Source organism: Candidatus Zixiibacteriota bacterium (assembly GCA_034003725.1).
Lineage (GTDB): Bacteria > Zixibacteria > MSB-5A5 > GN15 > FEB-12 > WJMS01.
Genome location: JAVEYB010000001.1, coordinates 703,737 through 717,965 on the forward strand (window position 1 = coordinate 703,737; position 14,229 = coordinate 717,965).

General features: G+C 53.0%; 12 protein-coding genes. 5 read left to right on the forward strand and 7 right to left on the reverse strand.

The window, feature by feature from the left end:
• Positions 1–133 precede the first annotated feature (133 nt).
• Positions 134–292 carry a hypothetical protein gene (locus RBT76_02970; GenBank protein ID MDX9856732.1) on the reverse strand — a complete coding sequence of 53 codons (159 nt, stop codon included), beginning with the start codon at positions 290–292 and terminating at the stop codon, positions 134–136.
• A gap of 317 nt (positions 293–609) precedes the next feature.
• On the opposite strand from RBT76_02970, the gene RBT76_02975 reads away from it, so the two are divergent.
• From RBT76_02975 to RBT76_02995, 5 genes are all read left to right on the forward strand, one after another.
• Positions 610–1,008 carry a Fur family transcriptional regulator gene (locus tag RBT76_02975; protein ID MDX9856733.1) on the forward strand — a complete coding sequence of 133 codons (399 nt, stop codon included), beginning with the start codon at positions 610–612 and terminating at the stop codon, positions 1,006–1,008.
• Between the two features lie 156 nt (positions 1,009–1,164).
• On the forward strand, positions 1,165–3,375 hold the full coding sequence (gene katG, locus RBT76_02980; protein MDX9856734.1) for a catalase/peroxidase HPI: 2,211 nt from the start codon (positions 1,165–1,167) through the stop codon (positions 3,373–3,375).
• A gap of 249 nt (positions 3,376–3,624) precedes the next feature.
• Entirely contained in the window at positions 3,625–4,719 is a 1,095-nt protein-coding gene (locus RBT76_02985) for a hypothetical protein (protein ID MDX9856735.1), read from the forward strand.
• 465 nt (positions 4,720–5,184) lie between these two features.
• A complete protein-coding gene (locus RBT76_02990) occupies positions 5,185–5,937 on the forward strand; it encodes a hypothetical protein (GenBank protein MDX9856736.1) in 753 nt (250 codons plus the stop codon).
• A 212-nt stretch (positions 5,938–6,149) separates the two neighbouring features.
• Positions 6,150–7,172 (forward strand): IS481 family transposase, encoded by a 1,023-nt coding sequence (locus RBT76_02995; GenBank protein ID MDX9856737.1) that lies wholly within the window; start codon positions 6,150–6,152, stop codon positions 7,170–7,172.
• Positions 7,173–7,950: 778 nt separating this feature from the next.
• On the opposite strand, the gene RBT76_03000 is transcribed toward RBT76_02995, so the two are convergent.
• From RBT76_03000 to RBT76_03025, 6 genes are all read right to left on the reverse strand, one after another.
• Positions 7,951–9,702 (reverse strand): DUF262 domain-containing protein, encoded by a 1,752-nt coding sequence (locus RBT76_03000; protein MDX9856738.1) that lies wholly within the window; start codon positions 9,700–9,702, stop codon positions 7,951–7,953.
• Between the two features lie 12 nt (positions 9,703–9,714).
• Positions 9,715–10,200, reverse strand: coding sequence for a hypothetical protein (locus RBT76_03005; GenBank protein MDX9856739.1), 486 nt, complete (start codon positions 10,198–10,200; stop codon positions 9,715–9,717).
• 50 nt (positions 10,201–10,250) lie between these two features.
• The gene (locus RBT76_03010) at positions 10,251–10,715 is read right to left on the reverse strand and encodes a hypothetical protein (protein ID MDX9856740.1); all 465 of its coding nucleotides are present in this window, start codon (positions 10,713–10,715) and stop codon (positions 10,251–10,253) included.
• A gap of 1,535 nt (positions 10,716–12,250) precedes the next feature.
• On the reverse strand, positions 12,251–12,838 hold the full coding sequence (locus RBT76_03015) for a GNAT family N-acetyltransferase (protein ID MDX9856741.1): 588 nt from the start codon (positions 12,836–12,838) through the stop codon (positions 12,251–12,253).
• A complete protein-coding gene (locus RBT76_03020; GenBank protein MDX9856742.1) occupies positions 12,831–13,361 on the reverse strand; it encodes a GNAT family N-acetyltransferase in 531 nt (176 codons plus the stop codon). Before RBT76_03020 ends, RBT76_03015 begins: the two co-directional genes overlap by 8 nt.
• A gap of 189 nt (positions 13,362–13,550) precedes the next feature.
• Positions 13,551–14,024 (reverse strand): hypothetical protein, encoded by a 474-nt coding sequence (locus tag RBT76_03025; protein MDX9856743.1) that lies wholly within the window; start codon positions 14,022–14,024, stop codon positions 13,551–13,553.
• Positions 14,025–14,229 lie beyond the last annotated feature (205 nt).

Consider the following 14,229-nt stretch of genomic DNA (forward strand, 5'->3'; position numbering starts at 1 on the left):
TTCCGGATCCGTGGCCGTGCTTTCGGAAAGCGGGATCGCCGGAAAGGACCTGGGCTCCGCTTTGTACGAACAGTGCAGCTGCCCGCCGGCCCATACCGCCGGCAAGAATGTAAGTGCAGCCGAGCCGGCGCAGCTACGCGGGAATCACGCCTCGCTCGTGCGGAGGAGGAGTCAGGGCCTCGACCCTGGACACGGCTCTCGCCTCCGGATCGACCTCGATTATCGTGAATGTAGGGCAATGGCCAACATGCGGATGTCCGATGCCGTTCTCGGTTGGAACTGCTGCTTCCATGATTGCTCCTGTTTTAAAACGGCTGGTTTCTCTACACGGCAGCCTGCCGGTTTGCTGCCCGAGTACAACTTTCGGCGTGCGAGCGCACGCTGTCCCACAGAGCCCTCATACGCTCCTGCGCCTCCTCCGAACAGCTGTACATATACGACCGTCCCTGCAACTGCGCTTTCCAGAACGCCGGGTCGAAGGGGACAGCACCGTGAACGTGCAGGCCGCGATCACAAGCGATGCTCTCCACCTGGGCGGTTGTATCGGTTCAGCAGGATTCGGACAGCATTTCTCTTGACATTGTCTAATTCAAAACTTATTCTAATTCAATGAGGGATGCCATTTCGATCCTGCGACAGTGTGATATTCAACCGACTCCCCAGAGGATTGCAGTTGTTGAATATGTATTGAGGAGCAAAACCCATCCGTCGGCGGATGATGTCCTGAACTATGCGCGCAAGCGATGCCCCACTATCTCACGAGCCACCGTATACAACACGTTGAATCTGCTAGTCGAAAGGGGGCTGCTGGGGATGCAGACGATCACGGAGGGCGCTGTTGTCTTTGATCCCAATACCGAGAAACACCATCACTTCGTTGACAACGAGACCGGCGAAATCCACGACATCCCCTGGGACCAGCTGGAGGTCAAAGGAAAAGAAAGACTCAAGGATTTCGAGATTGTCGAATTTCAAGTAATCATGCGGGGCAGACGGAAGAAGAAATGACTCTTTTTTTGTCCGTTAATGATACAGTGTCTAATAGTAGACATTTTCTGCCCATACGGCTTTTCAATGGGAGTGATAGAGTTCGTCTCACGGACAGAACACCATCCGGAACATGAGAACTTATTCGCGAACAGTCATTGAATAGAAGGAGACAGTATGACCAACCAGAACAAAGATGGCGCAGGGAAGTGCCCTGTAACGGGGATGGGCGGCAGCCCGACAGCAGGCGCCGGCCCCTCAAACCGGGACTGGTGGCCGAACCAGTTGAATCTGAGGATCCTCCACCAGCACTCGTCCAAGTCCAATCCGATGGGAGAGGATTTCGATTATGCTGCTGAGTTCAAGAAACTCGACTTGAAGGCAGTGAAAAAAGACCTCTACGCGCTGATGACTGATTCCCAGGATTGGTGGCCGGCCGACTGGGGTCACTACGGCGGGCTCTTTATCCGCATGGCATGGCACAGCGCAGGGACGTATCGCATCGGTGACGGTCGCGGCGGCGGTGGAACCGGCAATCAGCGTTTTGCGCCCCTCAACAGCTGGCCGGACAACGTGAATCTCGACAAGGCGCGCCGGCTGCTCTGGCCCATAAAACAGAAATACGGCCGGAGGATTTCCTGGGCCGATCTTCTGATTCTCGCCGGCAACTGCGCGTTGGAGTCGATGGGATGCAAGACGTTTGGCTTCGCGGGCGGTCGTACGGACATCTGGGAGCCGGAGGAAGATATCTATTGGGGATCCGAAGCCGAGTGGCTCGGTGACAAGCGATACTCGGGTGACCGGGATCTGGAGAATCCGCTTGCCGCGGTGCAGATGGGCTTGATTTACGTGAACCCTGAGGGTCCGAACGGCAACCCGGATCCGCTCGCCTCAGGCCGTGATGTGCGCGAGACGTTTGCGCGGATGGCCATGAATGACGAAGAAACCGTTGCTCTCGTCGCCGGCGGGCATACGTTCGGCAAGTGTCATGGCGCGGGCCCGGCCACCAATCTGGGTCCTGAGCCCGAAGGCGCCGGTCTTGAAGAACAGGGGCTCGGCTGGAAGAGCCGGTACAAAAGCGGCAAGGGCGGCGATGCGATAACCAGTGGCATCGAGGGAGCCTGGAAGCCAAACCCGACCAAGTGGGACATGGGCTATCTCAAAGTGCTGTTCAAATACGACTGGGAACTGGTGAAGAGCCCGGCCGGTGCGAATCAGTGGCTGGCGAAAAACGTGGACGAAGAAGACATGGTCGTCGACGCGCATGATCCGTCAAAAAAACACCGGCCAATGATGACGACGGCGGACCTGTCGCTGAAATTCGACCCCATCTACGAGCCGATCGCACGCCGTTACCTGCAGAATCCGAAGGAGTTCGCAGACGCTTTCGCGCGGGCGTGGTTCAAGCTGACCCACCGCGACATGGGTCCCCGCTCACGGTACCTGGGGCCGGAGGTTCCGGCTGAAGTGCTGATCTGGCAGGATCCCATTCCTGCTGTCAATCATAAGCTGATCAACAAGCAGGACGTCGCGTCCCTCAAACGCACGATTCTGGCAGCCGGGTTGACCGTATCGGAGCTCGTTTCGACCGCCTGGGCGTCGGCATCCACCTTCCGTGGTTCCGACTATCGTGGCGGGGCCAACGGCGCGCGCATTCGCCTCGCGCCGCAGAAGGACTGGGAAGTAAACCAGCCCGCTCAGCTCGCGAAAGTGCTCAAGGCCCTCGAGCGTATCCAGAAAGCCTTCAACAAGTCCCAGTCCGGCGATAAGAAGGTCTCGCTGGCGGACGTAATCGTTCTGGGGGGATGCGCGGGAGTCGAGCAGGCGGCGAAAAACGCCGGCCACAAGATAACGGTTCCTTTCACGCCGGGACGCATGGACGCCAGTCAGAAACAGACCGACGTTGATTCGTTTGCGGTACTCGAACCGAGGGCCGATGGCTTCCGCAATTACCTGAAGGCCAGATACAGCGTGCGGGCCGAGGAGTTGCTGGTTGACAAGGCGCAGTTGCTGACGCTGACCGCGCCGGAGATGACCGTCCTCATAGGCGGCTTGCGCGTTCTCGGCGCAAACGTCGGAGGATCCAGGCACGGTGTCTTCACGCAGCGGCCGGAAGCGCTCACCAACGACTTCTTCGTCAACCTGCTCGATATGAACACGACGTGGAAACCCACCGCGAATGACGAGGACGTGTTCGAGGGGCGTGATCGCGCGACCGGCGAACTCAAATGGACCGGCACTCGTGTCGATCTCGTCTTCGGAGCGAATTCTCAGCTCCGTGCCCTCGCGGAGGTGTACGGATGTGCGGACTCTCAGGAGAAATTCCTGAACGACTTCGTAGCGGCATGGAACAAAGTCATGAACCTTGACCGCTTCGACCTCGCATAATCCGGAGCCATCAATTGAACGCCCGGGAGGCTGACACCGTCAGCCTCCTTTTTTTTCGTGATGAGATCCTTGACCGGACGACATCGGACGGACAGCATTCGTTCAAAGCGTCACGGAACGGCAGACCGACTCGAATCGGCGTCGGGCCCGGGTTTTGCCTTGTCATTCTGATTGCCTCACCTATATTATGTATACGCTTATCTATGTTGATAGCCGCGCCATAAAGGCGCTGCCTCTGGAGGAGGGAGTATGCATTTCACTATTCCCAGTTGCCTGAGAGCATGGCTCCTTGTTTTTGGAGCGCTGATGCTGCTGGGCGGATGTTCGGATGATGACAAGCGGCCCACGGCGTCAGCCGCTGAACATACCTGGTCCCCTCTGGGCGCAGGTCTGGACGGCAGCGTGTCGTGTGTGACTGTCTACGACGACGTCCTCGTTGCCGGGGGTGAATTCTCGACCTCCGGTGCTGTCGCCATCAGTCGCGTTGCGGGCTGGGACGGCAGTGGCGGATCCTGGTACCCAATTGGCAGTGGAACCGGCAGTGGCGTTTTCGCGCTCTCCGAATATGGGGGCTTCTTGATAGTCGGAGGCCGGTTCATCACGGCAGGAGGTGCGAGCGCCGGACATGTTGCGTGTTGGAACTCTGGTTCAGGCTGGGGACCGATCTGGGGAGCATTAAACGACTGGGTTACCGTAATCACCGTGTACGACAATAACGTCATTGTCGGAGGTTTTTTCACCACGGCGAGCGGAGTGAGTGCAAATCACATCGCCGTGAGTTCAGTTTCCACCTGGGGGCCTCTCGGAACAGGTGTGAATGATTACGTACGGGCGTTTGCCGTCTTTGACGGCAAGTTGATCGCCGGGGGGGATTTCAGCATGGCCGGAGGCGTGGCCGCCAATCGGGTAGCGGCCTGGGATGGTTTGGCGTGGGCGCCTCTTGGAGCGGGACTGAGTAGCACGGTACATGCGCTCGCGGTTTACGGAAACAAGCTCATCGCCGCAGGTGATTTCACCAGCAGCGGCGCCGTAAGCGCCAGTCGTATTGCGGCCTGGGATGGTACCTCCTGGGCGCCGCTGGGGACAGGTTTGAATGACCGCGCCACTGCCCTCGCTGTATATGAAAACAGACTTATCGCGGGTGGCCAATTCACGACAGCCGGCGGGGTGAACGCGAATCACATTGCGGCGTGGAATGGTTCAACGTGGACACCGCTCGGGGCAGGGACAGATGGCAGGGTGAATTGCCTTGGCATCTACAACGACACACTGGTCGTCGGGGGCAACTTCACCACTGCCGGCGGAGTGAGTGCGAGTAATATCGCGGCCTGGGGTCCGGAATAGCATTTCGTCGTCTAGACTCTCAGCAATTGCCCGAGAGACAGAGGCCTCGGCGCACGCCGAGGCCTTCACAGTATGTCGTGGCACGGTTATCACTATCCACGAGAGTATGGCGCTTTTGACCTGCCGGTCCAAATACAGCGATACATGATCAATGGAAGAAGCATGATAACGAACAGGTGCGATGATTAGGACTGGCGCAATTGATACGGATCGCACCTTGTGCCGGGAACGCCCTCTCAGCACTGCGTTTTTTCTGCGTGCGAGCTGCAGACGAACACCGGTGACTTCGTTCCCGCCGGATTTGCCACCGGCAGACAGAGATACGCTGATATGAGTGATCCAACCCAATGGCTGTGGCAAGTCGTTGATGATTATACATTTGAAATATGGGACGTGCACCCAAGACCGTAATACTCTGTCTTGTGGTTAATCTCGGGTGAATGTTTCTTCTTGTCAGGAGGCTATATGAAGCAGTTCTCTTTTGCACTATTGGTTACTCTGGCCCTGGGATCCGTTGTCGCTAATGACAGTGTCAACGACAGCTCTATAAATGCTCAGTCAAAAAGCGTGCTTACTGCCGAGTCTGCTCTGGACCTGGCTTGGCAGATCACCGGATTCCAAAATTGCGTGGATTCCAGTGTTCGGGCAAAAGGAGCCGAAGAATTAGTCAAGCGAGGAAAGCTGGAAAACGATGCCACCCCGTTTCTTTATGAGGAAATCAGAAAGGCCGATGTCTGGATTGTCCGATTGGACGGGGTGAGCATTTGCCGACAGGGCGACAGTTGCACGGATGATTTGGCACGTAAGAACTTCGAAGTCTATATCGAAGTTGGCACAGGGCGTTTGCTCGGAGCAAGGACAGTGTATCCGAACATAGAGGATGAGTTGCCACCTGAACCTTTGCCGGAACACGCAACTAGTGAACTTCGGGCAACAACACACGAGCTATATCTTGGCATTCCCCATTTGCTGCCTGGCACAAGTATGCTGTCCGGTCTTCAGTCGGCTCTTGGCTGTAACGCCACGCGGGCAAAGGAACTAATAGTAAGTTATGTTATGGTGCAGCGATTGGACCAAGAGCCTTTTCCCGCCTGGGTCGTCACAAGCAGAGGAATGCCTCCGTTTCGCTTTACAGGAAGAAGCCCTGAGACACGCCGCGCGAGATGTGTAGTCAACGCCATGACCGGCGAGTCGCAGTATATGACAAATTACCCGTAAGGTGTTGCCTTAGATGACAGGAAATGTGTTGTTGGACCAGAGAAGACATGAGACAGTGTTGAAGAGAGATGTAATCACCAAGCAGGCACTGCAGTGTCGCAGGACGGACTTGAGTTGACACTTGCGTAAAAAGCGAGTGGTCATTTACCTCTGAGATAACGACAAATCAGGAGGTAGTGATGACCACTCAACAGAAACTGGCCCAGTAGAAACTGAGCCTTCTGGAGTTGGGGGAATATCTTCGGAACGTATCCGAAGCCTGCCGCATTCACGGCTGTTCCCGCCAGCACTTCTACGATATCAAACAGGCCTATGAGAGTCAAGGGTTGGATGGGCTCCGTGAGAAGAGCCGTCGCAAGCCGTGCCTGAAGAACCGGGTAGCGCCGGAGGTCGAGGAATCGGTGCTGCAGATGGCATTGGAATATCCGGCCTATGGTCAGCTTCGGGCCTCGAATGAGCTGCGGAAACAAGGGGTGCTGATCTCATCGGGCGGCATTCGCTCAATCTGGTTGCGCCACGATATGGAGACGTTCAAGAAGCGTCCGAAAGCCCTGGAGGAGAAAGCGGCGAAGGAAGGGATCGTGTACACGGAGGAGCAGGTGCGGGTGCTGGAGCAGGCCCGTCGGGAACGTGAGACGGTTCCGGATGAGATCGAGACCCATCATCCGGGGTATCTGCTGGCTCAGGACACGTTTTATGTCGGCTATCTCAAAGGCGTGGGTCGGATCTACCAGCAGACCGTAGTCGACACCTATTCGGCGGTGGCGTTCGCGAAGTTGTACACGGCCAAGGTGCCGCTGACGGCGGCCGACACGCTCAACGACCGAGTTCTGCCGTTCTTCGAGGAGCAGGGTGTGGATATCCTTCGCATCCTGACCGATCGCGGAACCGAGTACTGCGGTCGTCTTGACAAACACCCGTACCAGCTCTACCTTCAGCTTCACGAGATCGAACACACCCGGACCAGGGCGCGCCACCCGCAGACGAACGGCATCTGCGAGCGGTTCCACAAGACGGTGCTGGATGAGTTCTACAAGTCGATTTTCAGACGGAAGATCTTCGGCCATGTGGCTGAACTTCACGTGGAGTTGGATGACTGGCTGGAGCGATGCAACCGGGAACGAACGCATCAGGGGAAACGGTGTCAAGGGCGAACGCCCATCGCGACCTTCGTTGACGGTTTGAACCTGGCACGGAACGCGAACTTGACGAATGAGGACAAACTGATAGTATAACCAAAAAGCCCTCAGAGGGAAATGACTGTCAAATCAAGTGTCGTTCAGTACAGATAACTAACAGATCTTGACAGAAACTCTTGGGCAGCTCTCTTGCCATTGAAACACAATACTCTCGGTCGAAACCTGATGATCTTGTCCCTTAGAATCTCAGTTCCTTTATTCGTAAAGTCAATATTGTTGTCCATACCCGACGCATCCTTAACTAGATCCGTCAAACCCAAACCATATTGGGGCAAATCCACGAATTCTTTTGGTACAAGAACGCGTGGCGTTAGCCCGACTTCGTGAAGGACCTTCCAGAACTTGTTTCCCGGACCGGCATAGTACATCTGCAATCTGGCAGATGTATCTCCGGCCGCAGTTCCGCAGAATACAATCTTGAGGTCGTTGTGCAAAACGTCTGGCAGCATCTAAGCTCTTAATTCTTCCAGCGTAAGCAGGTGGAGCAGTGCCCAGAGCGGAGATGTGATATGGGTTATGCCGTGCTGGCGAAGCCTCGATGGCCCCTCAGAATAGACCTTGGGGTCTCTCCGTACGGCTGAAACTGATTCAGCGATCTTACTGAAAGGAATCCTCGTATCCTTACCATTTTCACGAGACACAACAACGTGGGACTCCCCTCGCTTGACAAAGCCAAACTTATTATACCCAGCTACCTGAGCAAATTGGTGGCGCTCCAGGCTGTGCAGTATTTTCATAACAATATGATCTACACCATCACTCACATTCTCACTCCTTCGGGAAAGCAGTCTTTGTCGCCAGTAACATCACAGCACTAGATTCCCAGTAATGATTGCAGCTGTGTGCGCAGTAGTTCCTTACGTCTCATTACGAAGTCCTCAAAACCCTGCAATGACAGATCTCCATCCGATATAAAGTGCCGTTTCATGTAGTCCTTAAGCTCTGATTCCGTCTTGTGCTTCTCTTTGATCCAGTCTGCTACGGGTAAGTCACTCTTTTCCTGATTCGGTACACCTTCCAGTAGCTGAAGGTTTGGTAGTAGATTGACGTTTTCGAGGTAAAATTCTACGTCAGTCTCAGAGATACCCTGCTTTAACAACCTTGCCTTTGTGAAGTGGCTTCTAGGGTGAATGTGATCTATGTGGAACTTATTACGGAAATCAAACGAGGGGTATATTAGCGCAAGGGTTGAAAACGTATAGCTTTGTCCGTAGCGGTAGCACAGCATATTGTCAATGTCATCTTCTGAAACGACAAGCGACTTTGGAGTACCCTTAAACTTGTCAACAATGGCCGATAACGGAAACCCGTTGCCACTCTCGCGAAGAACCTCACGTGTTGGTCGCAAAACAGAATCCGGATTACCGCCGAAAACTCTCTTCACGAGGGCGTAAATGAGCCACAGTTGAATAGCCTTACGTTCATCGGCGAACTGAGCAGCCAGGTCGAAATTTCGTGGAAGTCCTTTCTGCCTGAGGTGGTATGCGATGGGAATGATAGCATAATTGGCGGTCAATGTCTCACGACTGTACCCGAACCCGGATAGCAATCGCACTGCACCTCTCAGTGAATCAGCGATTGACTCCCACTCATCCTCGATCTTGAGCATATTGGTTCTATTGAAGTTATCTACTTTGAAGGCTATATCTGTGAAGTCAGATAGCACAAGACTGGCCTTCAAGACAAGGTCCTTATCAAATCTAAATCCGTCACCCATACCATTAAGCTCGTCGACAAAGGAAGTTATTTCCTCCCTTGCATCACGGTGTTGCCATTGAGCCGTTGCGATTGATAGAAGTAGATCAGAGTAGCTCAGAACAGTTCCGCCGCTATTCACACGGATGAAGATATTAAGAACCTTATCTAAGCTTTCATCCTTCTCTAAGAAGTAATTGATGACTTTACTTTCATGGACAACGGACCAGAGTTTAAATAGCGTTCTGTTTGCAAAGAGAGCCGCATCCTGCGTCTTCTGAGCCAAACCATTCTTGATAAGAAATTCATTTACTTCGAACTGTTCTCGCAGCCCGAGAATATCGCCGACTCTAAACCAGAAGTGTGACTCGTCATTGCTATGAGCTTCGTCGTCTGTTAAGAACGAGAAGTCATATATAACGTCTGTACCATTTTGGTTCTGTTTCGGAGCTAGAAGATTCAGATACAGCTTTCGGATTGGAAATGCCTGGGGATTGTCCCATCGTTTGCGCGGTTCTTTGTATGCATAGGAACCCTTCAGCCCTATATATAGGGAAGTTAGCCTCTGTTGGCCATCAAGGATTCCGATGATGTCGTTATCACCGCTAACGTCCGCTTTTGGATTGTGGCGGCTGTCCTTTTCGTGGTACTGGCGAACAAACTCATAGAACTGGTAACTGCCTGTTCTGCCCTTCTCGACATACCAGAACAGGAATGATCCAATGGGATAGTCTCGCATTAACGAATCGAAAAGTCTCTCAATCTGTTCAACTTCCCAAACGACTTCGCGTTGAATGGCAGGGAGAAGATACTTTTTGGAATGAGTATTCTCTACCGCTTCCTTTATTGTAATTGGTGTCTGAAACGCCATTCTGGCTCCCCCCTATGATAGTTTAGCAGACAAGTCGAAAGACTCCTCAAATGTCTGCCTCGCCTTGTTCGCGAGTGCAATCGCACGTTGTAACTTATTCTCTGACGTGAGTTCTAAAATACGCATTCTCTTCTGCATCCGATCATCGCCATCAAGGTCTTCCCATTCTTTCTTGCTGAATGGAAGTATGTCCTTCCATGGACGGAAAGAGATATTCAGCGGCGTATTGTTAGGCATCGGATCAAAAAACAGAATAGATGCATGTCCATTCCCAAACGATTCTTTCGAGATGAAGACATAGCCACATGGATCAGTGCCACTTCGTTTCGGACCATCACACCGACCTCTCAAGTAGAGCCCTGTCTCTTTCATGAATTTACCCAAGAACTGATCGAACCCCTTAGCCGTCATAAAACGAAGGAATCTCTCGTTCTCTGAGTCATTCAATGGTATCCCATCTTTTAGAATTCTTCTCTTGGGTGGCTTCGGCTTCTTCATACGTAACTCGCACTCCTAACGCATTATGGGTTCAGCAGGAATTGCAGTGGCTAGCCCTTTTGGCTTTCGAATCCCTCAAACTCAGGCCGTAACCGGCATTGCAGAAAGGCCTCCAAAAGCGACAATACCGGCATACCCAGTTCAGCAGGAAGAAGAAAATTCAGACGTGTTGTCTGTTGCTTGATCCAAGCTCCGATATTCTCATCAGTCATATTAGGTAGACCCAAATCATCTCTGTTCTTTAGGATTGACGCGGCCAGATTACTGTTGGAACTCCACGGATTGTAATGCTGGCTCGTATATCTAGCAGAGCTCTTAGGTCCGACCTTGCCCACTTTCAAACAACGATCTTCCCAATAGAAAACATAAACTGCCATTTTCCCGCTAGGAAGAGAGTTGGGTGGGACGTGAGGACGTTCCAAAACTTCCGATTCAATCATATTCTTGGGAATACTGACACCAGCCTTAGTCGCAACAAGACAAAAATCTGCAATGAGTTGTTCGATATTGACCAATAGACTATCTCCCCTTTAGGGCAACCATCTGCTGACTATGTTTTATGATAAAATAGCTGGCTTCCGTTCTTCGCGCAAGCTATATTTATAACTGAACACTGAAGTCAAGGACGATCGATATGCCGAGAGACAAAACGACCCACACGAAACCGAAGATGATTCACATTCGATTGAGTGAGGAGCTTCACCAGCAACTGCGAATTCAAGTGGCAAAGGAAAATAAGACAATTCAGGATTGGGTGGAAAAGCTAATTGACAAGAACGTCAAGCATGGGCGAGGGAAGCGGTCTTGAGTTCAATCAATGGCCGGGTGGCCCACCTTCCAGGTGGGTTCCCGTGAAACGATTCTGTTCCAGCGACCGCACACTTTCCCTACCACCTCGATGGAAAAAATGCCCGGCCCCCCTTAGTAAATACTCTTCTCTAGCGAGGCGCAAAAATGACGGTACTTCTGTATCGCGACAGATTGTCGAAATCCTGCTCAAACAAGAGTTGCTCCCATGCCGCATATCATGATAAGGGGAAGGGGAAGAAATGGGGACCCCCTAAAAATAACAAAACAAACCCATTTCCCCGTAACCCGATGCCATATCGCTTTGTACAGTGAAAAAGTCTTCCGGGCAACCTCCCCTGCAAGGTGTAACCGCCCGGGTGGCCCACCTTTTAGGTGGGTTCCCGTGGTGACTCGCCCCACCACCACCTCCGCGGGTTGTTCGTTCCTCCAGAACATAGCCCATCTCCACGCACAACCACCTGCAACTCTGATTGGAAAACGGTAAACCTGTCAGATCGGAAAACTGTGGTCATTGTCTCCCCCGGGAGAACTGCCTTTTCGGAAAGCTAACAAATCCTCGCAAGATGTCCAGTTGAAACGTGCGCCTGAACCTGCCCTCGTAGGGCGGGTCCGTCTTCGAATCCGCTACTTTCCCGTCATGCGTGCCGTGGTGCGTGCCGTACGTCCTCGTGCGCCACAAACCCTCACGAGTGTTGCGTCACGCGCTGGGCCGCGTGCCGCGGGCGCGGATTCGGCGCGGGCGCGATGCATCGGGCGGTCCATTCTCTGAAGGCCATGGGCGGGAGAATCTACCATGACGGAACTGCATCGGGGAACGCAGCAGCGCGGGCTCTCTTCGCACGCCTCGACCAGCCCCCGTTCCGGGTTAAGGAGACATAGAGATTGAGAAGATAGAACGAGGCCCGACCGATACTCATGAGAGTCGGGCGCCAATCTCAGACGACGGCATCATCAATACACATAAGCCGCGACATAACAGCGGCTCATAAAGAAAAGCGGCCCCGATATCACTCCCCAAAAACTTCTGTGGAGTTCAGTTTTGGTCTCCAGACAACCTGCTCCACGGCCAGTGTGACGCGTGGGAGGCGACCTGGATAGGGAGTGCAGAACTCGCGTCCACCAAAAATCGAGGCTTCACCCGGATCCCTATTGAATGGGCGATTTGCCAGGCGCCCGGATTCAAAATGTGATGGAATGCCCATCAGGAATTTGTGCATTCCTATGGTTCCCGCCGTAACAGTCAATTGTCCAGCTTCGCACCGTGAAATTCCCTTACATTGTTCAATGAATAGTAAAGGAAGCCCTCATAGTGCTGAAACTCCTTTGGCAAGCCGTGCACCTGCTTCTCCAACTGCATTCCCAGTTTCGCGATCAGGCTTCGCGATCGAACATTTTCGGGATCGACGACGGCTACGATACGAGCGAGACCGATATTGGCAAACGTATGGTCCAGCAAAGCCCGACAAGCCTCAACTGCGATCCCCCGACCCCAATATGACTCGCTGAGTCCGCAGAAAAGCTCTGTCTCCTTCGGGCTGAAATCCAACGGCCCGAGCCCGCACCACCCGATTACTTGCGAAGTCTTGTTCCAGATTATGCCAAGAGTCCATTTCACGATCTTCTCAGGTCTGTTCCGCTGATAACAGGTCTGAAGCCATTCAATAATGTTGTTTACTTCTTCAAGGGTCATCACATCCTCAGGCAAAAACTCCAATACGCTGGGCTGACTGACCACGGAATGCAATTGCCCGGCATCAGCCGGCCGAAAGGGCCTTATATTCAGGCGCTCAGTCTTGAGGCTTATGTCACAGAACGGGTTACTATTCATGATGAGATTCCGCGCCCCGGATCCAGTCTTTCCTTTTAATGCCATAGAGGGCGTACTTCTTGGGTCCCCGCATGACATATCTCTCCAATGACATACCGATTCTCTTTGCTACACGTTGAGAGGGCTTGTTCTGCGGGTCAATCCAGCCGAAGATACTGTCAAACCCCAGCCTGGAGAAGCCATACTCCAGCACCGCCCTTGCCGCCTCCGTCGCATAACCCCTACCCCAATAAGAGCGATTGAAATCGAAACCGATGCCCACGATAGTCCGGCCCTCAATCTCGTCGGTCTCCAGGCCACAGTTTCCGATTACCACCCCGTTGTCCTTGAGAATTACAGATCGAAGGGAGAAGCCATGCTGTCTCTCATGTTCGAGATTTTTCCGTACCCAGGTATCCATTTTGGACCGGTCAAAAACCACACCGAAGTAAGTCATGGCAATCGGATCGGAGAAGATGCCGAAGAGCGCTTCAGCATCATCTTCTCTCATTTGTCGCAATATCAATCGCCTGGTTTCAATCATATCTTGTTAGACGTCACTTCTCTTGGTCTGTTGCACCAAAAGTGAGTACGAAATGGCACACTGCGCGCCAAATCAGAGTCTGACAGAGGTGGGCATTCTTTGATTACACGTGCACACGGGACAATGCGATTCTTGACGGAACATATTGGAGGGTATTGAGAAGATGAACATGGGGCATGGAGGGGAGCCTCATTCATCACGTCTGAAAACGTAAATCGCCCACCCTATAGTATCTCTGCCCCAGTTGAGGTACATGTTCTTGTCCGACGTAACTCGGTTCATGAGTTCGGTTATGTCCGGATCGCTGGGATTCTGACGGGCGTATTCGTCGGCCGCCAACCACTGCAGGCCCTCGTATTGATCCCAGTCGTTTTGGTCGCTGACTATGGTATGAACAAGTTGGAGCCCGAGCTTCTCTCCAACCTTCACGTTATCGGGATGTGTCCCAAAGCTCTCTCTTTGACAGCCTGATGCATCCAGATACTCCTGCGGCGGATCATGAAGCCAGAATGGCTCGCCTACGATTACCCAGCCGCCCGGGACAACCCAACTTTTCAATGTCTTCAGCGTTTCAATATGGTCTTTGAACACCCAACTGGCCCCGATGCAGGCGGCTAAATGCAGACTCGCAGGTTGTTCAGGCCTAAACTTGGCACCATCCATCTGTGTGAATCTGATGTTAGGCTTGGACAATCTAGCAGCGGCTTTCTCTTGACAATCTTCAATGCAATAGGGAGATATCGTAAGCTTCCCTGTCAAGTAGACAATTCATAAGTAGAGTTTTCGGCGGTTTGACGTTCCCGGAAGATCGTCGGCGGCAGGCCGCCCAGGGCGTCGTGACACCGCTGCTCGTTGTATCTGACCAGCC

Coding starts and splice junctions, on each gene's coding strand:
- RBT76_02970 (MDX9856732.1), bottom strand. CDS start 292: ATGGAAGCAGCAGTTCCAACCGAGAACGGCATCGGACATCCGCATGTT.
- RBT76_02975 (MDX9856733.1), top strand. CDS start 610: ATGAGGGATGCCATTTCGATCCTGCGACAGTGTGATATTCAACCGACT.
- katG (MDX9856734.1), top strand. CDS start 1,165: ATGACCAACCAGAACAAAGATGGCGCAGGGAAGTGCCCTGTAACGGGG.
- RBT76_02985 (MDX9856735.1), top strand. CDS start 3,625: ATGCATTTCACTATTCCCAGTTGCCTGAGAGCATGGCTCCTTGTTTTT.
- RBT76_02990 (MDX9856736.1), top strand. CDS start 5,185: ATGAAGCAGTTCTCTTTTGCACTATTGGTTACTCTGGCCCTGGGATCC.
- RBT76_03000 (MDX9856738.1), bottom strand. CDS start 9,702: ATGGCGTTTCAGACACCAATTACAATAAAGGAAGCGGTAGAGAATACT.
- RBT76_03005 (MDX9856739.1), bottom strand. CDS start 10,200: ATGAAGAAGCCGAAGCCACCCAAGAGAAGAATTCTAAAAGATGGGATA.
- RBT76_03015 (MDX9856741.1), bottom strand. CDS start 12,838: ATGAATAGTAACCCGTTCTGTGACATAAGCCTCAAGACTGAGCGCCTG.
- RBT76_03020 (MDX9856742.1), bottom strand. CDS start 13,361: ATGATTGAAACCAGGCGATTGATATTGCGACAAATGAGAGAAGATGAT.
- RBT76_03025 (MDX9856743.1), bottom strand. CDS start 14,024: ATGGATGGTGCCAAGTTTAGGCCTGAACAACCTGCGAGTCTGCATTTA.